This is a genomic window from Shimia sp. R9_3, assembly GCF_017743755.1.
In the GTDB taxonomy this organism is placed as follows: Bacteria; Pseudomonadota; Alphaproteobacteria; order Rhodobacterales; family Rhodobacteraceae; genus Shimia.
In genome coordinates this window covers 1-24,310 of the sequence record NZ_JAGHRP010000001.1, presented here as the reverse complement: position 1 = coordinate 24,310, position 24,310 = coordinate 1, and the positions used below count along the sequence as shown (strand labels likewise).

The following is a 24,310-nucleotide window of genomic DNA, read 5'->3' as shown; positions in this document are numbered from 1 at the left end:
ATATGCCAAAACTTCTAGCCATCCTGAACGTCATCGCCTGGTCCGGTTTCTGGGCCTTCGGCTACCTCGCCATCACGGCGGACCCGGCTGATGCGGGGCAAATGACCACCGCCGCGGTCCTCGCGGCGACAGGGGGAGCGCTGGGAGTGTGGTGTTACCTCAAGCTTGTGCGGCACTCAGAGGCCACGGGCTATGCGAAAAAGGGGAACCGGGCGGACCGGTCCCATCTTGAAAGAGAATATAACGAGGAGAACAGCTGATGTTCTATCGTGAAGCGGGCGACTTCAAAACGAACTACGCCGACGACAACCAAACCTTCCCGATCCGTTTTGATCGCTATCGGTACTATGCGGTGATGCTCTTTGCCTTCTGCGCGGTGCCGTTCCTGATCAATGACTACTGGGTCAACGCGATCTTCCTGCCGTTCCTGATCTACGCGATCGCGGCGATTGGTCTGAACATCCTTGTGGGCTATTGCGGGCAGGTCAGCCTGGGCACCGGGGGCTTCATGGCGGTGGGGGCCTATGCCTGCTACAAGCTCATGACCTCTTTCCCGGAGATCAACATTTTCATCCACGTGCTGCTTGCAGGCGGCGTGACCGCGCTGGTCGGCGTGCTCTTTGGTCTGCCATCGCTGCGCATCAAAGGCTTCTATCTGGCGGTGGCCACACTGGCGGCACAGTTCTTCCTTGTGTGGCTCTTCAACCGGGTGCCGTGGTTTTACAACTACTCCGCCTCCGGTCAGATCTCCGCACCGGAACGCACCGTGTTTGGCATCGCCGTGACCGGTCCGAACACCACCGCCTGGGCGCCGTATCTCTTCTGCCTCGTGATCCTCACGTTGCTGGCGATTGTGGCGCGCAACCTGACGCGCGGCATGCAGGGGCGCAAATGGATGGCGATCCGCGACATGGACATCGCCGCTGAGATCATCGGTGTGAACCCGCTGAAGGCCAAGCTCTCTGCCTTTGCTGTGAGTTCCTTCTTCATCGGTGTTGCGGGGGCGCTGTTCTTCTCGGTCTATCTGGGCGCGGTGGAAGTGGGCGAAGCCTTTGGCATCAACCAGTCCTTTCTGGTGCTCTTCATGATCATCATCGGCGGTCTGGGCTCGATCTTTGGCTCCTTTGCCGGCGCAGCCTTCCTGGTTCTGATGCCGGTCCTGCTGAAAAACGTGCTGGTGGGGGGCCTTGGCTGGCCGACCGATATCGCCGCACACCTCGAATTCCTGATCGTGGGGGCGCTGATCATCGTCTTCCTGATCGCAGAACCCCATGGTCTGGCGCAGCTCTGGCGCGTGGCCAAGGAGAAGCTGAGGTTGTGGCCCTTCCCGCATTAAGGCGGGGCCATGACCAGCGCGCGGGGCGGGGAGGCCTTGCGCTCACCATCGGACAAAAACCAAGGGAGGAGAAACCCGATGAAATTGAAATTCGCATCCATGGCGCTCGGCGCGGTGATGGCGGCAGCCCCGGCAATGGCCGATCTGGTGTTCCCATCACTCAGCTACCGCACAGGCCCCTACGCTGCAGGCGGCATTCCTTTCGCGGATGGCTACGCAGATTACTTCACTCTGCTGAACGAGCGTGATGGCGGCATTGGTGGCGTTCCGATCCGCATGATCGAATGTGAAACCGGCTACAACACCGCCAAAGGTGTGGAATGCTACGAATCCACCAAAGGCGAAGGCGCGCTGGTCTATCAGCCGCTCTCCACCGGCATCACCTATCAGTTGATCCCCAAAGCGACCGCGGATGACATTCCGATTCACTCCATGGGCTATGGCCGGACCTCTGCCGCCAACGGCGAAGTCTTCAGCCACGTGTTCAACTACCCTGGCAACTACTGGGATGGTGCCTCCGGTGCGGTGAACTACCTGCTTGAGACCAATGGCGGTGACCTGAAGGGCAAGAAAATTGCGCTGGTCTATCACAACTCCGCGTACGGCAAAGAGCCGATCCGCACGCTCGAAGAGCTGCAGAAAAAGCACGGCTATGAGCTGAGCCTGCTGCCGGTGGATCACCCCGGTCAGGAGCAGAAATCCCAGTGGCTGCAGATCCGCCGCGAACGTCCGGACTTTGTTCTGATGTGGGGCTGGGGCGTGATGAACCAGGTTGCGGTTCAGGAAGCCGCCAACATCCGCTTCCCGATGGAAAACTTCATCGGCATCTGGTGGTCCGGTGCAGAGCATGACGTGCTGCCAGCGGGCGCGAAGGCCGATGGCTTCAAGGCGCTGACCTTCCACAACGTGGGCCGTGACTTCCCGATCTTTGACGACATCCAGAAGTATGTTGTTGATGCGGGCAAAGCGGCAGGTGCAGGCGATCAGGTCGGCAACGTGCTCTATAACCGTGGCATGTATGCCGCCATGCTCGCAGCTGAGGCGGCCAAAACCGCTCAAGGCATCCACGGTACAGCCGACATCACTCCAAGCCAGATGCGTGACGGCATGGAAGCGCTGCAGATTGATGAGGCCAAAATGACCGCGCTCGGCATGCCGAACTTTGGTCCGGCCTTCAACGTCTCCTGTCAGAACCACGGTGGCCCGGGCCTCGTTGGTGTGACCCAGTGGGACGCGGCCAATCAGACCTGGTCGTTGATCTCTGACTTTAAAGAGACCGACGGTGAGGTGATCGGCGCGCTGGTGGCGGAAGATTCCGCAGCCTACGCCGCTGAAAACAACATCGAAGCGGCCTGTAAGTAAGCCCCGCGCAAACCCAACCGCCCCGGCCGGAACTTGCTGGCCGGGGCACCCTGATCCTGAGACGAAAGACAACGCTTATGCTTGACGCTGGTCGCACCGAAGAGACCCTTCTGGAGGTCAACAACATCGAGGTGATCTACAATCACGTGATCCTTGTGCTGAAAGGCGTGAGCCTCTCGGTTCCCAAGGGCGGCATCACCGCACTGCTGGGCGGCAATGGCGCAGGCAAAACCACCACGCTGAAGGCCATCTCAAACCTGCTGCACTCCGAGCGCGGCGAGGTCACCAAAGGCACGATCAACTATCGCGGCGAACCTGTGGCCGATCTTGATCCGGCAGCGCTGGTGAAAAAGGGCGTCATTCAGGTGATGGAAGGCCGTCACTGCTTTGAGCACCTCACGGTCGAAGAGAACCTGCTGACCGGGGCCTATACCCGCAGCGGTGGCGAAGTCGCCGCAGATCTCGAGATGGTCTACAATTATTTCCCACGCCTGAAAGAGCGCCGCAAATCGCAGGCGGGCTATACCTCCGGCGGGGAGCAGCAGATGGTCGCCATTGGCCGCGCGCTGATGAGCCGCCCGGAATGTATTCTGCTGGATGAACCTTCCATGGGCCTTGCACCGCAGCTGGTGGAAGAAATCTTCACCATCGTGAAAGACCTCAATGAGAAAGAAGGCGCGACCTTCCTTCTGGCAGAGCAGAACACCAATGTGGCGCTGCGCTTTGCCCATTATGGCTATATTCTGGAATCCGGCCGCGTGGTGATGGATGGCCCTGCCGCCGAACTGCGCGAAAACCCGGATGTGAAGGAATTTTATCTCGGCATGTCTGAAGAAGGCCGCAAATCCTTCCGCGACGTGCGCTCCTATCGTCGCCGCAAACGCTGGCTGAGCTGACCTCAGCCTCCCTTTCTGCCCGGTCTGACCGGGCACCCACTTCCCGTCTCGCGCCGCTCTCTCTCAGCGCGCGCACAAGAAATCTTTGGCCGCACGCATGGCGGCAGAGCACATAAAGGATGGCAACATGAGCCGCTTTTTTGATGAGTTGGAAACCCGCAGCGCCGATCAGCGCGCCGCCGATCTGAGCGCAGCCCTGCCTGCGCAGCTGGCCCGCGCCAAGGCCTTGCCGGGCTTTGCGGCCAGTCTGGCGGATGTGGATCCGGCCAAGATCACCTCGGCTCAGGCGCTGGCAGACCTCCCCGTGCTGCGCAAATCAGAGCTTGGTGCCGCGCAGAAAGCCGCAGGCCCCTTGGGCGGCTTTGCCGATCTCAGCAATCCCAACATCGCCCATGTGTTCCAGTCTCCGGGTCCGATCTATGAACCCGGCGGCACCAGCCACGACTGGTTCCGCTTTGGCCGCGTGCTGCATGCGGTGGGCATTGGCGCGGCGGACATCGTGCACAACTGCTTTTCCTACCATCTGACCCCTGCGGGTATGATGTTTGAAAGCGGCGCCCGCGCCGTGGGGGCCAAAGTGTTGCCCGCAGGTGTGGGGCAGACCGAAATGCAGGTCCGCGCCGCTGTGGACATCGGCACCACCGCCTATGCGGGCACGCCCGACTATCTCAAGTTCATCTTGGACAAAGCTGAGGAGATGGGCGAAAAACTCCAGATCACCAAGGCCACCGTCGGCGGTGGCGCGCTCTTCCCCTCGCTGCGTCAGGAATATGCCGATCGCGGCATCACCTGTCTTCAGGGCTACGGTACCGCTGATCTGGGCTCGATTGCTTATGAATCTGAGGCCATGGAGGGGATGATCATCGACGAAGGCGTGATTGTCGAAATCGTCACGCCGGGCACCGGCACCCCAGTCGCGCCGGGTGAGGTGGGCGAAGTGGTGGTGACCACGCTCAACCCTGATTACCCGCTGATCCGCTTTGCCACCGGCGATCTTTCCGCAATCCTCCCGGGCGAAAGCCCCTGTGGTCGCACCAACATGCGCATCAAAGGCTGGATGGGTCGCGCCGACCAGACCGCCAAGATCAAAGGCATGTTTGTGCGGCCAGAGCAGGTCGCGGCACTGGTGGCCAAACATGACGAGATCGCAAAGGCGCGCGTCATCGCCACGCGTTCAGGTGAGATGGATGTGATGACGGTGCAGATTGAATCTCCGGTTGGTGATGCGGCCGCCTACGGGGCCTCCGTTGTGGATGCACTCAAGCTCAAAGGCACAGTGGAAATCGTCGCGCCGGGCAGCCTGCCCAAAGATGGCATCGTCATCGAAGACCAGCGCAAATACGATTGATCCAAAACCAACGCCCGTGTCGCTTGCGGCACGGGCAGCGCCCGTCCGCCCCCATGGGCGGGCGCTTTTGACAGGTCAGCCAATCTCTCTGAATCTGGCGCAGATTTGCAGGCTATGTGGCAATGACCAAGCGTTCGAACGCCCACCCGCGGTCGGGCGCTGCCCTTTCCCTCACCGTATCCCACGCCCCTTCTGGATCGCATCCGCGCCAAACCTCGCGCGGATCGCATCGGTGGCGCGCTCTGCCTTGGCGCGCTGCACCGCCTGCGGATCGAGCAGGTCACCTGACAGATCCGCCTGCGTGGCGGGCACCAGATCTGCCAGCCCCACCCCGATCAGCCGGTAAGGCCCCTCATTGCCGACCTGATCAAACAGCCCGCGCGCGGTGCGATAGAGCGTGTCCGCCATCTGTGTCGCGTCCCGCAGGCTCACTCGGCGGCTGATCGTGCTGTGATTGGCGCGCTTCAGCTTCAAGGTCACCACCCGCCCCGCCAGATCCTTGGCTTTCGCCCGATCCGACACCTTTTCCGACAGCCGCCAGATGTGCCCGTCCAGCACATCCAGACTGGCGGTGTCCTCAAAAAACGTGGTCTCATTGCTGATGCTCTTCATCGGCGCATGGGCAGAGACCTTGCGCTTGTCCTGCCCCCGCGCCAGATGCCACAGCCGATAGCCGGTGTTGCCAAACCGCGCGATCAGGTCTTCCTGATCCCAGCGCAGCAGGTCGGTGAAGGTGCGAATGCCCGCCCGCTCAAGGCTTTCCTGCGCCACCGGACCAATCCCCCAGATCATCCGCACCGGCTTGTCACTCAGGAAGTCAGCGGTTTCGGCCTTGCCAATCACCGAAAATCCACGCGGCTTGTCCAGATCACTGGCCACTTTGGCGAGGAACTTGTTGTGCGACAACCCAATCGAGCCGGTGATCCCCAGCTCGTCTTTCATGCGTTTTGTCAGCCGCGCCAGCATCACCGCTGGCGGCGCGCCATGCAGCTTCGTGGTGCCGGTGAGGTCGAGAAACGCCTCATCCAGCGACAACGGCTCAATCACCGGGGTCAGCGCGTCCATCATTGCGCGAATGGCGCGGCTGACCTCCACATAGACCGACATGCGCGGTTTGATCACCACCGCCTCGGGGCAGAGTTTCAGCGCCTGAAACATCGGCATGGCGCTGCGCACCCCGCGAATGCGCGCCACATAACAGGCGGTCGAGACCACGCCGCGCCGCCCGCCGCCAATGATCACCGGCTTGTCCACCAGCTCCGGATTGTCGCGCTTCTCCACGCTCGCATAAAACGCATCACAATCCATATGCGCGATAGAGAGATCAAACAGCTCCGGATGGGAAATCATGCGCATGCTGCCACAGTGGCCACAGCGCGCCGCGCTTTGGCTCTCGGTCAGGCAGTCTCGGCAAAATGCGGGCATCCGCGCGTCTCTCGTGTGAGTCTCGGAGCCTCAATATAGCAGCAGTCGCGCCGCCTGACAGGGGCGGCGCGCAGGCTTTGGCTTAGCGGTTGGGGCGCTTGGCCTGAGCAGAGGCCAGTTCTGTCACAATGGCTTGCGCTGCGGCGCGCGGGTCTTCTGCGGTCCAGACCGGACGGCCCACCACAATGTGGTCAGCGCCATCTGCCACCGCGTTGGCTGGTGTGGCCACGCGCTTCTGATCACCAAGTGCTGCGCCTGCGGGGCGCACGCCGGGGGTCACGATCAGGCGGCCCTCAGATTCCGGCAAGGCCCGGATCAGTGCGGCTTCCTGAGGGGAGGCAATCACGCCATCCGCGCCCGCGTCAAACGCCCGACCCGCGCGCTCCTGCACCAAGTCCTTGATCTCGCCCTCTTTGATCAGACAGTTGTCCAGATCACCGCGATCCAGCGATGTCAGGATGGTCACACCCAGAATTTTCAGATTGCTGCCCGCCGCGCCTTCTTTGGCTGCAGCCACCACATGGGGGTCGCCATGCACGGTCAGGAAATCCAGATCAAACTGCGCCAGCCCGCGCACCGCCGCCTCAATGGTGGCACCGATGTCAAACAGCTTCATGTCCAGAAAGATGCGCTTGCCGTGCTCGTCTTTCAGCTCATTGGCCAGCGCCAGCCCGCCTCCGGTCAGCATGCCAAGCCCGATCTTATAGAAAGACACGGCATCGCCAATCTGCTCTGCAAGCTGCAAACCCTGCAGGGCGTTGGGCACGTCAAGGGCTACGATCAGGCGGTCGTCTGAACTCATGGGAGGTCTCCAGCAATTTAGGGTGGCACAAAGCAAACGTGCGCCTTCTAACGCCTCATCCCCGCTCCGGCAAGCCTGCGTGCTTCAGGGCAGGCCCCGGAAACCCCGATAAAGGCCCAGAAACGCAAAAAGCCTCCCCATCGGGAGGCTCAATGGATCCCCTTTGGGGCGGATCAGCCCTCGCTTGGCAACACACCCGGCGCAAAGGAAAGCTCTTCGCGGCCGGTGCGCATCTCTGGCATCCGGCGCAGCTGCCGCAGCGCTTCGCGGATCAAGGCCAGCCGTCCGGCGCCTTTCTGCGGCTCGGTGCTGTCCTCTGCCGGTACTGCGCAATGCACCCGCACATCACGCGATGCACTGCTGAGGCTCACCACAGCCGTCAACTCGCCCAGTGTCTGGCGATACATCGGGTTGGTGATCTGAATTTCTGTCACATGCATGGCATGCCACCCCCATAAACATTCTGTTCGACGTTCAGTCTGGCGCGAAAATAGGGCGAAAATTGTCTCAATTTAGGGGAATTTTTGTGCCCTTTTCGCACTGGAATTCCCGCATTTGTTGAGACGAATGCAAATTCCTGTCTGGCAATCTTGACCTGACACACGCCGCATCCCACATCTTTGATGAGGCCCACAACCGGGCGTGCCGCAAAGCGGGCGTCATCGGCAATCGGGCGCTTATGAGAAGGAGAATGACCATGGACTTGAGCAAGTTCACGGAGCGGTCGCGCGGCTTCATTCAGGCGGCGCAGACGATCGCGATGCGGGAAAACCACCAGCGTCTGGTGCCCGAACATATTTTGAAAGCTTTGATGGACGACGATCAGGGGCTCGCCGCCAATCTGATCTCCCGCGCCGGTGGTGACGCCGCGCGTGTGCGCGAGGCCGTCGATGCCGCTGTCGACAAACAGCCGCAGGTGTCGGGAGACACCGGCCAGCCCTATCTGGAAAACACCTCCGCCAAAGTGCTTTCGGAGGCGGAAAGCCTCGCCAAGAAGGCGGGCGACAGCTTTGTGCCGGTGGAGCGCATCCTGATGGCGCTGGTGATGGTGAAATCCAAAGCCCGCGACGCGCTTGAGGCAGGCAATGTCACCGCCAAAGCGCTCAATGCCGCCATCAACGACATCCGCAAAGGCCGCACCGCTGATAGCGCGTCGGCAGAGGACGGCTATGAAGCGCTCAAGAAATACGCCCAGGATCTGACCGAACGCGCCAGCGAAGGCAAAATCGATCCGATCATAGGCCGCGACGATGAAATCCGCCGCGCCATGCAGGTGCTCAGCCGCCGTACCAAAAACAACCCGGTGATGATCGGGGAACCGGGCGTGGGTAAAACCGCGATTGCCGAGGGCATGGCCCTGCGCATCGTCAACGGTGACGTGCCGGAATCCCTGCGCAACAAGAAGCTGCTGGCGCTCGACATGGGCGCGCTGATTGCAGGCGCAAAATACCGTGGTGAATTTGAGGAACGCCTGAAGGCCGTTCTGACCGAAGTCACTGAGGCCGCAGGCGAAATCATCCTCTTCATCGACGAGATGCACACCCTTGTTGGGGCAGGTAAGTCAGAGGGCGCAATGGATGCGGCCAACCTGATCAAGCCGGCCCTGGCGCGTGGCGAGCTGCATTGCATCGGCGCCACCACGCTCGATGAATATCGCAAATATGTGGAAAAAGACGCAGCCCTTGCGCGGCGTTTCCAGCCGGTGATGGTTGAAGAGCCCACAGTGGAAGACACAATTTCCATCCTGCGCGGCATCAAGGAAAAATATGAGCTGCACCACGGCGTGCGCATCTCTGACTCTGCGCTGGTCGCGGCCTCCACGCTCAGCCACCGCTACATCACCGATCGCTTTCTGCCGGACAAAGCCATCGACCTTGTGGACGAGGCCGCCTCGCGCCTGCGCATGGAAGTGGACAGCAAACCCGAAGAGCTCGACGCGCTTGACCGCCAGATCCTGCAATTGCAGATCGAGGAACAGGCTCTCCAGCTTGAGGATGACGCCGCCTCTGTGGACCGTCTAGAAACCCTGCAGAAAGACCTCGCCGATCTGCAGGAGAAGTCTGCCGAGCTGACCGCCAAATGGCAGGCGGGCCGCGACAAGCTCGCCTCCGCGCAGCACATCAAGGAAGCGCTGGATCAAGCCCGCGCCGATCTTGACATCGCCAAACGCGAAGGCAATCTCGCCCGCGCGGGTGAGCTGAGCTATGGCGTGATCCCGGATCTGGAGAAACAGCTGGATGCGGCCGAAAACGGCGAAGGCGAAATGACGGTGGAAGAAGCCGTGCGCCCGGAACAGATCGCCCAGGTGGTCGAGCGTTGGACAGGTATCCCAACCTCCAAGATGCTTGAAGGCGAGCGCGAAAAGCTCCTGCGCATGGAAGACGACCTACACGCCCGCGTGATTGGTCAGAATGCAGCGGTCACCGCCGTGTCCAACGCCGTGCGCCGCGCCCGCGCAGGCCTCAACGATGAAAACCGCCCCCTTGGCAGCTTCCTCTTCCTCGGCCCGACAGGTGTGGGGAAAACCGAGCTCACCAAGGCCGTGGCCGACTTCCTCTTTGATGACGACAGCGCCATGGTGCGCATCGACATGTCTGAATTTATGGAGAAACACGCGGTCGCCCGCCTGATCGGCGCGCCTCCCGGCTATGTCGGCTATGACGAAGGCGGGGTGCTGACAGAGGCCGTGCGCCGCCGCCCCTATCAGGTGGTGCTGTTTGATGAGGTCGAGAAAGCCCACCCCGATGTCTTCAACGTGCTTTTGCAGGTGCTTGATGATGGTGTGCTAACCGATGGCCAGGGCCGCACGGTGGATTTCAAGCAAACGCTGATCATCCTCACCTCCAACCTTGGCGCACAGGCGCTCAGCCAGCTGCCCGAGGGCGCGGATGCCTCTGATGCGCGGCGTGATGTGATGGATGCGGTGCGGGCTCACTTCCGCCCCGAATTCCTCAACCGTCTTGATGAGACCATCATCTTTGACCGTCTCGCCCGCGCCGATATGGATGGCATCGTCGAGATCCAGCTCGCCCGCCTGAAGAAACGTCTCGCAGGCCGCAAAATCGGCATCGAGCTCGACGAAGGCGCGCAGAAATGGCTTGCCGATGAAGGCTATGATCCGGTATTCGGCGCCCGCCCACTCAAACGCGTGATCCAGCGCGCCCTGCAAAACCCGCTGGCCGAGGCTTTGCTGGCGGGGGATGTGAAAGACGGCGACACCATCCCGGTTAGCGCCGGGGCGGATGGGCTGATCATCGGCGACCGGCTTGGCACTTCCGGGCAATCAAAACCCGACGATGCGGTTGTGCATTGATCTGAAATCTTCCAGAAAGCCCGCTGTCCGCAGCGGGCTTTTTCTTTTCACCCACAGACTTCACTGACAGACAAACGGACCTCACATTTTGGACTGGCACACCCTGATCAACACCGACCGCGCTTCTGACATTGGCAAACAGGAAGACCCCCTTCGCCAGAACTTCGTGCAGGATGCCGACCGGATCACCTTCTCTGCGCCGTTTCGCAGGCTCGCCAACAAAACACAGGTCCACCCGCTCTATGAGCACGATCACCTGCGCCACCGCATGATCCACTCGGTGGAGGTCGCCAGCGTCGGTCGCACCTTGGGTATGAAAGTTGGCAGCTGGCTGGAAGAGCAGGGGCATCTGACCGCTGGCGAAGCGCCCAAGATCGCGGGCATCGTCCACGCGGCCTGTCTGGCACACGATATTGGCAATCCGCCATTTGGCCACTCAGGCGAAGAGGCCATGGGCGGCTGGTTTGCTGAAAAATTTGCGGCAAACAAGGGGCTATTTGCGGATTTTGACCCCGCCAAGCAGGCGGAATTCACCCCGCTGGAAGGCAACGCACAGGGCTTTCGCATCGTCACCCGGCTGGAAATGTACCGCAACGAGGGCGGTATGCGTCTGTCTAACGCCGTACTTGGAGCCTTCACCAAATACCCAATGACGGCGAGCACCTCCGCCGCGCTGAAAGCGGCCAATGGCGGCAAGGCGCCTTATGTGGGCGCGAAGAAGTTTGGCGCCTTTCACAGCGAATATGACACGCTCAAAACCGTGGCACAGGCGCTGGGCCTGCCCGAAGAAACCGCACCTGATGGCAGCCTCTGGTGGCGGCGTCACCCGCTGGTCTATCTGGTCGAGGCGGCAGACGACATTTGCTACAACATTGTGGATCTCGAAGACGGCTACTCTGCCGGCGACCTCAGCCTTGAACGGGTGGAGCAGCTGCTCGCGCCGCTCTGCCGTCTGACCAACCGCGATCAATCCGCCTACACGCCTTATGAGCGCATCAGCTACCTGCGCGCCCGCGCCATTGGCGGCGCGATTGACGCCTGTGTGGCCGCCTTCATCGCCCATCACGATGCCATCCTGTCCGGCCAGTTCTCAGATGAGCTGATTGCCGTGTCGGACAAAAATGAAGCCTTCGCGCGCATCAAGGAAACTGCACGCGAGCGCCTGTTTACCGCCCCGCGTAAAACGCGGCTGGAAATTCAGGGCCGCAACGCAATCTGGCGGGTGCTTGATGGCGTGTTGCCGGTCTATGAAGCGCTGCGCCAAAACAACTGGAACGCAGACGCGCTGCCCAGCTACGAGGCGCAACTTGTCCGCGCCCTTGGCCTGGATCTGCGTGACGTGAGCAATCCTTATACCGCCGCCCATGGGATCACCGATTTTGTCTCCGGCATGACAGACCGCCACGCCATTGCTTCCGCCCAAATGGTTTCGGGCACCGCCTGACATGCCCATGACCCCAGATCTTGTTCTCTTTGATTGTGACGGCGTGCTGGTGGACAGTGAGCCTGTCACCAACGCGCTGCTGGTGGAAAACCTCGCCGCGCGCGGCCTGCAAGTGTCCCATGACCGGGTCATAGACCTCTTTGTCGGCGGCACCATCGCGGGCGTTGCCAAAACAGTGCGCGGTCTTGGGGCCACCCTTGAGGACAATTGGATTGATCTGATCTACGCGGAAATGTTTGCGCGCCTTGCCTCCGAGGTCGCCGCGATCCCCGGCGCCATTGACACGCTCGATGCATTGGATGCTGCAGGTATTCCCTATGCGGTCTGTTCAAACGGCCCGCATGCCAAAATGGAGATCACGCTCACCCGCTGCGGCATCGCCTCACGTCTCGCAGGCCGCATCTATTCCCGCGAAGATGTGACTAACCCCAAACCCGCACCTGACGTTTATCTCAAGGCTGCGGCCGATGCGGGCATTGCCCCTGCAAACTGCGTGGTGGTGGAAGACAGCCCCAGCGGTGCCCGCGCAGGCAAAGCGGCAGGCATGCGTACCTTGGGCTTCACCGCAGACACAGACCCGACCCGCCTCATGCCGATTTGTGACGACGTCTTTGACGAAATGCGTGCGCTGCCGGGCCTGCTGGGGCTTACTTCAAAATGATCGAGCGCTGATCGGGGTCATCGGGGAATACCCGCCCGTTCAGGATGCAGTCAAACATGTGGTTGAACACCTTGCCCGGCTTCTTGCCGCCTCCGTCGTCGAGAAAATACATATGCCCGGTGGGGGTGTCATAGCTGGTGTTCACATCGTCACAATCCACCTGAAACACATTGCGCGGCGTGCGGCCGATGTTTTCCGGCCCCGTATGCCCCAACCGCCGGGATGCCACCTTGTTGCGCAGGTTTGCCGCCTTGCTGGCCCGCAAGGCCAGATCGTCTGAAGCGTAGTAGACCACCACATTGCGCGAGGCATGGCTGATCAGCGCGCCGGGCTTGCCCTCATGCACGGTCTCATTCACCACATCGGCGGCCACCATAAATGTGTTGCGCAGCAACAGCGGCACGCCGGCGGCCAGGTCATATTGATCCCAGGCAACCAGAGTCTGGCGCAGCACCCGGTTGCCCATGGAATGCGCAATCAGATTGATCCGCTTCAGGCATGGCGCCACCTCGGGCTCATTGTCCGCGCTGTTGCGCCATTTCATGAACCGCTCCAGCACCCGCGCAAAGGAATAGCCGCTCTGGTCGGCGGATTTCTGGTCATCCCAATAATCCCGCACGACACCCAGCCCGTTGTCACAGGGCCAGATCAGCGGCAGCACCAGAACTTCCTTGGGTTTGGCCGCATCACAAAACGCCTGCAGCTCGGCGGCACGCTCAAACACCACATCCGGCAGATTGTTGAACCCATGCACATAGAGCAGGATCTGACGGCGCTGGCTTTCGCGCACCCGCTTCAACAACTCATCGCTGGTGATCTCCGTGTGGTGCCCATCCGCGCCCGTCTCGCAGTAAAACACCGAGTTGGACGGCGCGTTGTTGTCCAGATCAAAGGTAAAGCGGCGGCCCTTACGGCTGCGAATGCTTTGGGTGGGAAAACGATTGGTGATAAATAACATGAGACACATCCACTCAATAAACAAAGCGCTGAATATCGCGCAGCGCACAAATGGCCCAACATCCTGCAAAATACGCAGCCCCACCGCAGCGATCTCATAAATGATCCCCATAGGCGGAAGAAAGGCAGGATTTGCGGGCTCAGAAACAGTAAGATCAGCCTAGATCGAAACTCCTGACCTCGCAACGTTGCGCGCTGTTTGTCGCCCAACACACGCATTTGTTGTCTGATCGTGACTTGCCCCTTGGGCCACATAAGATCACTTTAAGGCCAAAATAATCATAAGGAGCGCCACCTATGGAAATGGCAGCCTCAATGGAAACCGCCTTTGACATCGTCGAAGTGCTGGGTCTCGTCTTTGTTTTGATCTTTGCCGCTCTGGTGCTTCTGGCCCTTGTCCTCTTTGTTGTCGACCGCAGCCAGACCGAAGACGCCATCCGCCGCAACTATCCGGTGATCGGACGCTTCCGCCATATCTTCTCGGAGCTTGGTGAATTTTTCCGCCAGTATTTCTTTGCCATGGACCGCGAAGAGCTGCCCTTCAACCGTGCGCAGCGGGAATGGGTCGGGCGCGCCGGCGAAGGCAAATCCAACACCATTGCTTTTGGTTCCACCCGCAACCTCAGCGTGCCGGGCACGCCGATCTTTGTGAATGATCCTTTCCCGCCGCTCGATGACCAATATGCCAAATCAGAGCCTCTGCTGATCGGGCCAACCGCCCGCACCCCTTATCTGGCGCCTTCTTTCTTCAATATCTCGGGCATGAGCTACGGTGCCTTGTCCAAACCCGCTATTCAGGCGCTCAGCCAGGGTGCGGCGCAGGCTGGGATATGGCTCAATACCGGGGAGGGCGGCGTGTCGCCATTTCACTATGAGGGCGGCTGCGACCTGGTGTTTCAGATCGGCACGGCCAAGTTTGGCGTGCGTGATGAACACGGTGGTCTGGATGATGCCAAACTGGCGGAGGTAGCCAGCCACGAGGCCATCCGCATGTTTGAAATCAAAATGGCGCAGGGGGCCAAGCCCGGCAAAGGTGGCATTCTGCCCGGCGAGAAGGTGACCGAGGAAATCGCCGCCATTCGCGGCCTCAAAGTCGGGCAGGATGGCATCTCCCCCAACCGCCACCGCGAAATCGACAGCTTTGATCACCTGATCGACATGCTCACCCATGTGCGCGAGGTCACAGGCAAGCCGGTCGGGATCAAAACCGTGGTGGGCGCGGAAACCACTATGCGGGAGTTCTTTGAAGCCATCACCCGGCGCGGCGCGGATTTTGCGCCCGATTTCATCACCATTGACGGCGGCGAAGGCGGCACCGGTGCGGCCCCCATGCCGCTGATGGATCTGGTGGGGATGCCGGTGCGCGAAGCGCTGCCGCTGGTGGCCAATCTGCGCGAAGAATTCGGCCTGCAGGATCGCGTGCGCTTGATCGCGTCAGGCAAGCTGGTGAATCCCGGCGATGTGGCCTGGGCCTTGGCGGCGGGCGCGGATTTTGTGACCTCTGCGCGTGGCTTCATGTTCTCCTTGGGCTGCATTCAGGCGCTCAAGTGCAACAAAAACACCTGCCCAACCGGCATCACCACTCATGACCCGCGGTTCCAGAAAGGTCTCGTGGTGGACCGCAAGGCCCCGCGCGTGGCCAATTATGCCAAAGCCATCGTGAAAGAGGTCGAGGTGCTCTCACATTCCGTGGGCGTGTCTGATCCGCGCAAACTGCGCCGCCGCCACGTGCGTCTGGTGCAGGAAAACGGCCGCTCCGTGCCGATGAACGAGGTCTTCCCGCGCCCCGAAAGCGTCTGACCGCGCCGCGCGCCTGTCCTCCTGTTTGGCAGGGCAGGCGAGGGCCGCACCAAAACATTACAGCCCGCCCACATCATCGTGACCGCTGGTGTGGCCTGTCTTTGTGGCGATTGGGGGGGCAAATGCGCTATGTCTCTCCTCAAGACAAAGGAGACTCTACATGGCCCACCGCTGGACCAACGACCTCACACATGACGATGTGACCCCAAAGTCCGCCTATCTGAACCGCCGTCAGATCATGGCAGGCATGGCCGGTCTTGGCCTTGCAACCATCGCGCCCAAGGCACAGGCCGCCGCCGAGACGCTGGAGCCAACGCCATTTGACGTCATCACCCAGTACAACAACTTCTATGAGTTCGGCACCCGTAAGGAAGACCCGGCCCGCTACGCCGCTGCGCTGACCACCAAACCCTGGTCGATCAAGATCGACGGCATGGTGGACAATCCGGGCGACTACGCGCTGAGCGACATCATGTCCAAGATGACGATTGAAGAGCGCATCTACCGGTTCCGCTGTGTTGAGGCGTGGTCCATGGTGGTGCCTTGGAACGGCTTTGAGCTGAAAGACCTTCTGGATCTCGCCGGTGTGCAGTCCGGGGCAAAATACGTGGCCTTTGAAACGCTCTACCGCCCGGAAGAAATGCCCGGCCAGCGCCAGCCTTTCCTTGAATGGCCCTATGTCGAAGGCCTGCGTCTGGACGAGGCCAACCACCCGCTCACGCTGATGGCCACCGGGATTTACGGCAAACCCATGCCAAACCAGAACGGCGCGCCGATCCGTCTGGTGGTGCCTTGGAAATACGGCTTCAAGTCGATCAAATCCATTGTCCGCATCACGCTGACGGACAAAGAGCCGCCCACCAGCTGGAACAAGTCGATCCCAAGCGAGTACGGCTTTTATTCCAACGTGAACCCGCAGGTGGATCACCCGCGCTGGTCTCAGGCGTCTGAACGCCCGATCGGTGGCGGCTTCTTTGCCAAACGCATCCCGACGCTGATGTTCAACGGCTATGAAAAAGAAGTGGCCGGCCTCTATGAAGGCATGGACCTGCGGAAGAACTACTAAGCCGGATGCAGGGGCTGATCCTCATATCCCAAGTGATCTGCCCGCATTGCGGTCACGAGGAGGCACATCAGATGCCTGAGGACAGCTGCCTTTTCTTTCTGGAATGCCCCTCCTGTGACGGGCTGATCAAACCGCTGCCCGGCGATTGCTGTGTGTTCTGCTCATACGGCACCGCGCCGTGCCCGCCGATCCAGCGTGGCGAAACATACGGGGAAGGTAGCGATGACTGACGCTCTGAACACCGCCATTCGCAAAACACCAAGCTGGCTGCTATATCTTGTCGGGGCCGCCTATCCGGTCTGGCTGCTCTATGCGGGCTTCACCGGCGGTCTGGGCGTGGATCCGGTCAAGGCGATGGAGCACGCGCTGGGCAAGGCGGGTCTTCAGGTCTTGGTGGCGGTTCTGCTGGTCTCCCCGCTGCGCCGTTTCACCCCTTTGAACTTTCTCAGCTGGCGCCGCGCGCTTGGGGTGATCAGCTTTTTCTACATCCTGCTGCACTTTTTGGTCTGGATGGTGCTCGATGTTCAGATCCTCAGCCAGGTCTGGGCGGACATCGCCAAACGCCCCTATATCATCGTGGGCATGGCCTCTCTGCTGATCCTGCTGCCGCTTGCGGTGACCTCCAACAACCGCTCCGTGCGCAAGCTCGGCCCCAACTGGCGCAAACTGCACAAGGCGACCTACCTCGCCGTGCTGCTGGGCGGCATCCACTACATCATGCAGATCAAGAGCTTTCAGTATGAGCCTTATGTCTATCTGATCGTGATCGTCGGCCTGATCGCCCTGCGCCGCCTGCCCAAACGTCAGATGCGCCACCCTAAAAAAGGCCCCCTGCGCAGCGCCGCCTGACGTCTCTGCGCTTGTCTGCCGGGCGGCCAGTTTCGCCCGCTCCTGAAGGGCGGGCAAAAACGTTGTGCGCCGCTGAGAATTCCTCTCGCATTCTCTCTATTTCTTCAGCCCGCTTTGCCTTGACCTAAGCCCTTGTTGTCACTGGCTTTCACACCGGTCGTTTTGAGGCACCAATCGGTTTTTGCCGTCTCGCCGAGAAAATTCACCAATCGCGCCGCGAAAATCGCCCTCTGGCAGTAAGCGAACATTAACCCGGTGCCCCCTATCTCCCGCCTCCAAAAGTATCGGTTGGTGTAGGAATCCCGAAATCATGCCCCCATTCATTCACAAAATCTCCACGCGTATCGCTGCACTCGCCGCTATGGCGCTGGCATTGTCGATTGTGCTGACCATCGTGTTGCAAAATCAGGCCACCCGCGCAGCAGAAAGCATGCGTGACCAGCAGCTGCACGCGATCACCGAAATTGGTGTGAACCTGCTCAAAGATCTTGAAAGCGATGTTCAAGCGGGTCGCTACACAGAAGAAGAGGCCAAAGATCTGGCGCGCGAACGCCTCTCGAACATGGCTTTTGGGGAGAATGGCTATGTCTACGCCTTTGACGATGACTACGTCATTCAGGCCCACCCCGTTGCACCAGAAACCGTTGGTGTGAACCGCAAGGATTTTCAGGACACCAACGGGATCTATGTCTATCAGGAGCTGAAGAACGCGACCCGCGCCACCGGTGCCGGTACGCTGATCTATCACTTCATCAAGCCGGGCAGCGATGTGATGGAAGCCAAAATTGGCTTTATCCGGTATTTTGAACCTTGGGGCTGGGTGATCGGCACCGGCGCTTATGTGTCCGACATCGACGCCGAGATCGCAGTAATCCGCAACAAGGCGCTGATGGTGCTTGGCATCACACTGGTGCTTCTGGTTGTGGCCTCCGTCGTCCTGACCCGCAGCGTCACCCGCCCGATGGGCAAACTCAGCAACCGCATGAATGATCTGGCCGAGGGTGACACCGACGGCGACATCCCGTTCACCGAAACGAAGAACGAGCTGGGCGACATGGCCCGCACCGTGGGTGTCTTCCGCGATGCGCTGGTGCGTCAGAAAGAACTGGAAGAAGAACAAAAAGAGCGCGACGCCGCGCAAAGCGAAGTTGTGACCACGCTCTCCAGCCATCTGTCACGTTTGGCTCAAGGCGATCTGTCGGCCAAAATCATCGAGCGCTTCCCGTCGCATTACGAAGCGCTGCGCGCAGACTTCAACTCCTCCATCACCACGCTCAGCCAGACCATGACCGAAGTGGTCGAGTCGGCCCGCTCCATCCGCAACGGTGCAGATGAGATCAGCCAGGCTTCTGACGATCTGTCCAAACGGACGGAAAGCCAGGCGGCAACGCTGGAAGAGACCGCTGCGGCGCTGGATGACATGACTGACTCGGTCAAATCCGCCGCCACCGGCGCGCGTGATGTGGAATCCACCATGGCGGATGCCAAAAACGAAGCGGAGCTCAGCGGCGAGATTGTTCAGAACGCGGTCAAAGCCATGACCGAGATCGAGCAGAGCTCCAGCCAGATTTCTCAGATCATTTCGGTGATTGACGACATCGCTTTCCAGACAAACCTGCTGGCGCTGAACGCCGGGGTTGAGGCCGCCCGCGCAGGCGATGCTGGCCGTGGCTTTGCGGTTGTGGCATCCGAGGTGCGCCAGCTCGCGCACAGCTCCTCTGAGGCGGCAAACGAGATCAAGGCGCTGATTGATGAATCCTCCAAACATGTGGAACGGGGTGTGGATCTGGTTGGCAAAACCGGCGAAGCGCTGGGCAGCATTGTGGAGCGCGTCGTCAAGATTTCCCAGATGGTGTCAGGCATCGCCGAAGGCGCGGTGGAGCAATCCACTGGTCTGGGCGAAATCAACGCCGGTGTGTCCCAGCTGGATCACGTGACCCAGAAGAACGCCGCCATGGTCGAAGAGGCCACCGCCGCCGGTCACCTGCTCAAAAGCGATGCGGCGCGTCTGGTGGATCTGGTCAACAACTTCGACCTCGGCGCCGCCAAAGCCAAACGCCCTGTGGTGAAAGCTGTGACCTCTTCTGAGAAACCAGCTGCCAAACCTGCCGCCAAACCAAAGGCCGCAGCACCAAAACCGGCAGCGCCCAAACCCGCCGCAGAGCAGCCCGCCAAGGCCGAGCCTGCGCGCCAACCGGCGGCCATCACCTTTGATGATGGCAATGCAGCGGCCGACATCTGGGCGGAATTCTAAACCCTCTGCCCTCCTACACCACGAAGAACGCGGTCCCTCAGGGGCCGCGTTTTTCTTTGCATCCCCCCAGCCATCCAACGGCATTCCGCTAGCCCCCCGCGCCCAAACCGCAAAAACAACCTGAAATCGGAAGAATTTTAGGTATTGAGGTGAGGGCGAGAGACGCACAACTCAAAGATGTTTTAATCATTTGAAACCGCGCGGTTTTCCGCGTCTCAACTTTGCGCGTTTTTTGTGCACTTTGCTGCGGATCGTCCCATCCGAGCCCCAAATGCCCTGCTCAATGACACACAGTAAGTCGGCCTTAACCTCTGCGGTCCTACCAAAAAAGTAAGCACACTCTTTTCTAAATTGGGGCCGCCAAATTATGCCAACCTTCCTGTCCAAACTCTCCACCCGCATCGTGGCGCTTGCGGTGCTGGCGCTTGCCCTGTCCGTTGGCCTGACCACCATCCTGCAGACCCACATGCGCAGCTCCATCGAAACCATGCGCGAAAAGGAACTGCACCACATCACGGAAATCGGCGCGAGCCTGCTCGACGATCTGCACGCCGGCGTGCAATCCGGCGCCTACACGCTGGAAGAGGCACAGGCCATCGGCCGCGAACGTCTCAATACGTTTTCCTATGATGAAACCGGCTATCTCTTTGTCTTTGACAAGAACTACATCATGCAGGTGCACCCCCACCGGCCCAACTGGATCGGCACCAGCCAGCGCGAACTGGAGGATGTGAACGGTCTGCGCCTGTTTGAGGCGCTCTACAACGCCGCCTTTGAAACCGGCCATGGCAGCGTGCTCTATCATTTCAACAAACCGGACAGCGATGAGCCCGAGGCCAAACTGGGCTATGCGCTGCAGTTTGAGCCCTGGGGCTGGGCGATCGGCACCGGCGCCTATGTCTCTGACATCGAGGCCGATCTGGCTCTGCTGCGCAACGAAGCCATCGCAGCGCTGACTGGCACGCTCCTGATTTTGGGGATTGCGGCCTTTTTTATCACCCGCAGCGTGACCCGCCCGCTCAATCAGCTCAGCACCCGTATGGGCACTATGGCGGATGGCGACACCGACAGCGACATCCCGTTCACAGAGACCAAAAACGAGGTGGGGGATATGGCCCGCTCGGTGGCTGTGTTCCGCGATGCGCTGGTGCGTCAGGGCGCGCTGGAAGAACAGCAGAAACGCCGCGATGCCGCCCAGAGCGAAGTGGTGCAGACGCTTTCCGCCCATCTTTCCAGCCTGTCCAAAGGGGATCTGGCGGCCAGCATCACCACCTCCTTCCCGGAGCACTACGAAGCGCTGCGGACAGATTTTAACGCCTCCATCGCCAACCTCAGCCAGACCATGACCGAGGTGATCGAGGCCGCAGGCTCGATCCGCAATGGTGCCGGTGAAATCAGTCAGGCCTCTGACGATCTTTCCAAACGCACCGAAAGCCAGGCGGCCACACTGGAAGAAACCGCCGCCGCGCTGGATGACTTGACCACCTCTGTGAAAGCCGCCGCCGAAGGCGCCCGCAGCGTGGAAAGCGCGATGGATGAGGCCAAATCCGAGGCCGAACGCAGCGGCGCCGTGGTGCAAAACGCGGTTCAGGCCATGACCGAAATCGAACGCAGCTCCAGCCAGATCGCACAGATCATCTCGGTGATTGATGACATCGCCTTTCAGACCAACCTGCTGGCCCTGAACGCCGGGGTCGAGGCCGCGCGCGCCGGGGATGCGGGCCGTGGCTTTGCGGTTGTGGCCTCCGAGGTGCGCAATCTGGCCCACAGCTCCTCTGAGGCGGCAATGGAAATCAAGAACCTGATCGAAGACTCCTCCAAGCTGGTGGCACAGGGCGTTGAGCTGGTGGGCAAGGGCGGCGAGTCCTTCAACAGCATCACCGAACGTGTGGCGAGCATTTCCCAGATGGTGTCTGACATTGCCGAAGGCGCGGTGGAGCAATCCGCAAGTCTGGGTGAAATCAACGCCGGTGTCTCTCAGCTTGATCTGGTCACACAGAAAAACGCGGCCATGGTCGAAGAGGCCACTGCCGCAGGCCACATGCTCAAAGGCGATGCCACGCAGCTTGCGGATCTGGTGGGTCGTTTCAATATTGATGCAGCGGCGCGCAAACGTCCGACGCCCCCAGTTGTTGAGACTGCCGAAGAGGCTCCAGTGGCCGAAGCCAATGATGCGCCCGCCAAAGCGGCCTCAGCACCGAAGCCAAAGCCGAAACCCGCGCCCGCCAAAGCCAAAGCCGCTCAGCCCAAGCCCGCAGCCCCGGCGGCTGCAACGGCTGCGGCCCCGGCCCCGGCGATCACCTTTGATGATGGCAGCGCGGCGGCCGACATCTGGGCGGAGTTCTAAACCGGCCCTCTCAGCTCACCGTCGGGCGATCACAGATCAATCGGATGATAACCTGATGATTGCGCCTCTTTGGGGCTGACCTGAAAATGCTTTTTGAATTCGCGGCTGAAATGGGCTGCGTTTTCATATCCCACCCGATGTGCCGCCTCGGCCACGCCAATGCCGCCTTCCAGCAACAGACCTTTGGCCCGGCTCAGGCGCGTGGCCTTCAGATACTGCAAGGGGGATGATCCCGTGATGCTCTTGAACGCGCGGTAAAACACCGGCGCGCTCATGCCTGCGGTTTCCGCCAAAGCATCCACGCTGATGTTGTCGGGGTAGTGTTCGCGGATCAATGTGATGCTGCGCGCCACCCGGTCATAATGTGAATCGGACTTGGCCAAGGCCTGCAGCGCCGGACCATGGGGCCCTTTGAGTGCGTGAAACAGAATCTCGCGCACAATGCCATTTCCCAAAGCCTGACTTTCCGCCTCAGAGCACAGCGCCTTGAGCAGCCGGTCAACCGATCCTTTCAGTTCGGCATCCACAGGGGCAGGGGACAGCCCCAGAGGCGCGGCGGTCGGGCTCAATGTGTCGCTGTCCACCAGAGGTGCAAGGCTGCGCAGCTCGGCAGGCTCAATATTGATGAAGAGCCCCAGCATCGGGTCCTCTGCGGTGGCAAAGGTGGCGCAGTCAAACGGGGTCGGCAGGCTGACCACCAGATAATGGTCCGGATCATAGGTAAAGACGTGATCGCCCAGATAGCCGATCTTGTGGCCCTGCAGGATCAGCACAATGCCCGCATTATAGATCAGCGGCGCGCGCGGCACGGTCTGTGTGGACCAGAAGAACTGCACCTGCGGCAGCTGCGTTGCCACATACCCCGCCCCGGGGCCAAAGCCATGTTGTGCTTTCACCGCTTCCAAATGCTGCATTCTCTGGCTCCCTGTGCCAAACCTCATGTGCCTGAGGTGCAATAGATCATGTTTTGCCCGATCGTTTCGGGGCTTTTGCGCCCAATTGATAGGAATGCGCAAGTCTTCGACAGAATGCATCATTCACCAAATGCGCCAACGGTCCTATCTCCCTGTCAGATCAAACGGCCCAGAGCCGCACATCATATGGAGAGTGAAATGTCCGAACACACCAAAGGTCTTATTGTTATCACTGGTGCCAGCTCCGGTATCGGGGCCGCCATGGCAAAGCGTTTCTCCGAAGCGGGCCACCCTTTGCTGCTGGTTGCGCGTCGTGTTGAGAAAATTGAAGCGCTGGGTCTGCCCAATGCGCTCTGCCGCAAGGTGGATGTGACCGATGCCGCCGCTTTCCGCGCCGCGATCTCCGAGGCAGAGGCCGCCTATGGTCCGGTGGATTGTTTGGTCAACAACGCAGGCGTGATGCTGCTGGGTCAGATCGACACCCAAGATCCGGTGGAATGGCAGCGCATGTATGACCTCAATGTTGTTGCTCTGCTCAATGGCATGCAGGCCGTGCTTGGCGACATGAAGGCGCGCAACAGCGGCACCATCATCAACGTCTCCTCTATTGCGGGCAAAAAGTCCTTCCCGAACCACGCCGCATATGTGGGCACCAAATTTGCGGTTTCCGCGATCAGTGAAAACGTGCGCGAAGAAGTGGCCGACGCAAATGTGCGTGTGATGAGTCTCTGCCCCGGTGCCGTGGAAACCGAACTTCTGGGTCACACCACCGATCAGGAGATCATCGACGGTTATGAAGCCTGGAAAGACAGCATGGGTGGCGTGCTGGTAGCAGACGACATCGCCCGCACCGCAGCCTTTATGTATGCCCAGCCTCAGGGCGTGAACATTCGCGACGTGGTGATCACCGCAACGCGTCAGCAGCCATAAACCGGACGGCGGCTGTTTCCCTCCCCCGGCCGCCGCCAGTTTGGCGCCAAGGGCTGCCTTCGCTCATATAGAGCGGGGCAGCCCTTTTTGCCTTCTGCCCCCGTTGCGGATTCTGCGTTTTCGCGCCCGTTGGGTCCTGCGGTCCGATTATTCCACCTCCGCGAAACGTATGCGTTACCGACGTGATACCGACGTTATGGTTTGGCGTTGCGTGTGGTGTTTCGGGAGATCGTTCTGATTTTGTGGCGAGTCTTCAGCGTATCTCAGGCGACTCCTGAAGCGAGTCTTTGGCCGAGTCCGTCACGAGTCTGTGGGTTACTCTGTGGATAAGGTTGTTTTGTGTTGGTTTGGGTATGGTTTGTGGGTTTTTGGGTGTGGTTTTGGTTGGTTAGGTCATTGATATTGTTTATTTTTGCAAGAAAGTTTTTGAATTTGGGAAAAAAGTGAAAAAAGCGCTTGCGGCTGGTGGGTGATAACCTTAGAACCCCCTTCACCGGCGGCGCTGAGGCGCACAACGGCGGGACGGACTGGCGGGGAGCGAGGCTCTGGGTTGGGAAGTTCTGGAAATATCGAGCAGTATCAGCGGGTTGCGCTAGGAAGTTTTTC

At 60.2% G+C, this 24,310-nt stretch carries 21 protein-coding genes; 15 read left to right on the top strand and 6 right to left on the bottom strand.

Annotation, left to right across the window (positions count from 1 at the left end; genetic code table 11):
• Positions 1-2: 2 nt before the first annotated feature.
• The 5 genes from J7412_RS00105 (at position 3) to J7412_RS00085 (ending at position 4,942) form a co-directional block, all read left to right on the top strand.
• Positions 3-260: a hypothetical protein gene (locus J7412_RS00105; RefSeq protein WP_209057482.1), complete on the top strand. Its 258-nt coding sequence runs from the start codon at positions 3-5 to the stop codon at positions 258-260.
• On the top strand, positions 260-1,336 hold the full coding sequence (locus J7412_RS00100; RefSeq protein WP_209057480.1) for a branched-chain amino acid ABC transporter permease: 1,077 nt from the start codon (positions 260-262) through the stop codon (positions 1,334-1,336). Before J7412_RS00105 ends, J7412_RS00100 begins: the two co-directional genes overlap by 1 nt.
• A gap of 78 nt (positions 1,337-1,414) precedes the next feature.
• Positions 1,415-2,698: an ABC transporter substrate-binding protein gene (locus J7412_RS00095; RefSeq protein WP_209075885.1), complete on the top strand. Its 1,284-nt coding sequence runs from the start codon at positions 1,415-1,417 to the stop codon at positions 2,696-2,698.
• 77 nt (positions 2,699-2,775) lie between these two features.
• A complete protein-coding gene (locus J7412_RS00090) occupies positions 2,776-3,594 on the top strand; it encodes an ABC transporter ATP-binding protein (RefSeq protein WP_209057476.1) in 819 nt (272 codons plus the stop codon).
• 127 nt (positions 3,595-3,721) lie between these two features.
• Positions 3,722-4,942, top strand: coding sequence for an AMP-binding protein (locus J7412_RS00085; protein WP_209075883.1), 1,221 nt, complete (start codon positions 3,722-3,724; stop codon positions 4,940-4,942).
• Positions 4,943-5,113: 171 nt separating this feature from the next.
• Here the strand turns inward: J7412_RS00085 and J7412_RS00080 are convergent, their stop codons facing one another.
• The 3 genes from J7412_RS00080 to J7412_RS00070 all read right to left on the bottom strand — a co-directional run bounded on the left by J7412_RS00080 (position 5,114) and on the right by J7412_RS00070 (position 7,609).
• A complete protein-coding gene (locus J7412_RS00080; RefSeq protein ID WP_209075882.1) occupies positions 5,114-6,367 on the bottom strand; it encodes a DNA polymerase IV in 1,254 nt (417 codons plus the stop codon).
• An 82-nt stretch (positions 6,368-6,449) separates the two neighbouring features.
• Positions 6,450-7,169, bottom strand: coding sequence for an orotidine-5'-phosphate decarboxylase (gene pyrF, locus J7412_RS00075; RefSeq protein ID WP_209075880.1), 720 nt, complete (start codon positions 7,167-7,169; stop codon positions 6,450-6,452).
• 173 nt (positions 7,170-7,342) lie between these two features.
• Positions 7,343-7,609 carry a hypothetical protein gene (locus J7412_RS00070; RefSeq protein ID WP_209057454.1) on the bottom strand — a complete coding sequence of 89 codons (267 nt, stop codon included), beginning with the start codon at positions 7,607-7,609 and terminating at the stop codon, positions 7,343-7,345.
• 257 nt (positions 7,610-7,866) lie between these two features.
• Here J7412_RS00070 and clpB point away from each other — a divergent pair, with 257 nt between their 5' ends.
• From clpB to J7412_RS00055, 3 genes are all read left to right on the top strand, one after another.
• Positions 7,867-10,482 carry an ATP-dependent chaperone ClpB gene (gene clpB / locus J7412_RS00065; protein WP_209075876.1) on the top strand — a complete coding sequence of 872 codons (2,616 nt, stop codon included), beginning with the start codon at positions 7,867-7,869 and terminating at the stop codon, positions 10,480-10,482.
• Between the two features lie 88 nt (positions 10,483-10,570).
• Positions 10,571-11,926, top strand: coding sequence for a dGTP triphosphohydrolase (dgt, locus tag J7412_RS00060; protein ID WP_209075872.1), 1,356 nt, complete (start codon positions 10,571-10,573; stop codon positions 11,924-11,926).
• A 7-nt stretch (positions 11,927-11,933) separates the two neighbouring features.
• Positions 11,934-12,587 (top strand): HAD family phosphatase, encoded by a 654-nt coding sequence (locus J7412_RS00055; RefSeq protein ID WP_247743703.1) that lies wholly within the window; start codon positions 11,934-11,936, stop codon positions 12,585-12,587.
• Here J7412_RS00055 and J7412_RS00050 read toward each other — a convergent pair.
• The gene (locus J7412_RS00050) at positions 12,574-13,545 is read right to left on the bottom strand and encodes an alpha/beta hydrolase (protein WP_209057446.1); all 972 of its coding nucleotides are present in this window, start codon (positions 13,543-13,545) and stop codon (positions 12,574-12,576) included. The genes J7412_RS00055 and J7412_RS00050 overlap by 14 nt on opposite strands.
• Positions 13,546-13,859: 314 nt before the next feature.
• On the opposite strand from J7412_RS00050, the gene J7412_RS00045 reads away from it, so the two are divergent.
• From J7412_RS00045 to J7412_RS00020, 6 genes are all read left to right on the top strand, one after another.
• The gene (locus J7412_RS00045) at positions 13,860-15,344 is read left to right on the top strand and encodes an FMN-binding glutamate synthase family protein (protein WP_209077454.1); all 1,485 of its coding nucleotides are present in this window, start codon (positions 13,860-13,862) and stop codon (positions 15,342-15,344) included.
• A gap of 160 nt (positions 15,345-15,504) precedes the next feature.
• Positions 15,505-16,410: a protein-methionine-sulfoxide reductase catalytic subunit MsrP gene (msrP, locus tag J7412_RS00040; protein ID WP_209075869.1), complete on the top strand. Its 906-nt coding sequence runs from the start codon at positions 15,505-15,507 to the stop codon at positions 16,408-16,410.
• 5 nt (positions 16,411-16,415) lie between these two features.
• Positions 16,416-16,640 (top strand): GDCCVxC domain-containing (seleno)protein, encoded by a 225-nt coding sequence (locus J7412_RS00035; RefSeq protein ID WP_209075866.1) that lies wholly within the window; start codon positions 16,416-16,418, stop codon positions 16,638-16,640.
• Positions 16,633-17,259 carry a protein-methionine-sulfoxide reductase heme-binding subunit MsrQ gene (msrQ, locus tag J7412_RS00030; RefSeq protein WP_209075863.1) on the top strand — a complete coding sequence of 209 codons (627 nt, stop codon included), beginning with the start codon at positions 16,633-16,635 and terminating at the stop codon, positions 17,257-17,259. Before J7412_RS00035 ends, msrQ begins: the two co-directional genes overlap by 8 nt.
• Before the next feature lie 310 nt (positions 17,260-17,569).
• The gene (locus J7412_RS00025; RefSeq protein ID WP_209075859.1) at positions 17,570-19,513 is read left to right on the top strand and encodes a methyl-accepting chemotaxis protein; all 1,944 of its coding nucleotides are present in this window, start codon (positions 17,570-17,572) and stop codon (positions 19,511-19,513) included.
• Positions 19,514-19,880: 367 nt separating this feature from the next.
• Entirely contained in the window at positions 19,881-21,860 is a 1,980-nt protein-coding gene (locus tag J7412_RS00020; protein WP_209075857.1) for a methyl-accepting chemotaxis protein, read from the top strand.
• Between the two features lie 29 nt (positions 21,861-21,889).
• On the opposite strand, the gene J7412_RS00015 is transcribed toward J7412_RS00020, so the two are convergent.
• On the bottom strand, positions 21,890-22,774 hold the full coding sequence (locus tag J7412_RS00015; RefSeq protein WP_209075855.1) for an AraC family transcriptional regulator: 885 nt from the start codon (positions 22,772-22,774) through the stop codon (positions 21,890-21,892).
• A gap of 198 nt (positions 22,775-22,972) precedes the next feature.
• Here J7412_RS00015 and J7412_RS00010 point away from each other — a divergent pair, with 198 nt between their 5' ends.
• Positions 22,973-23,704 carry an SDR family oxidoreductase gene (locus J7412_RS00010; protein ID WP_209075854.1) on the top strand — a complete coding sequence of 244 codons (732 nt, stop codon included), beginning with the start codon at positions 22,973-22,975 and terminating at the stop codon, positions 23,702-23,704.
• A 263-nt stretch (positions 23,705-23,967) separates the two neighbouring features.
• On the opposite strand, the gene J7412_RS00005 is transcribed toward J7412_RS00010, so the two are convergent.
• A partial coding sequence (locus J7412_RS00005; protein ID WP_209075853.1) for a hypothetical protein occupies positions 23,968-24,310 on the bottom strand: 343 nt, incomplete at its 5' end.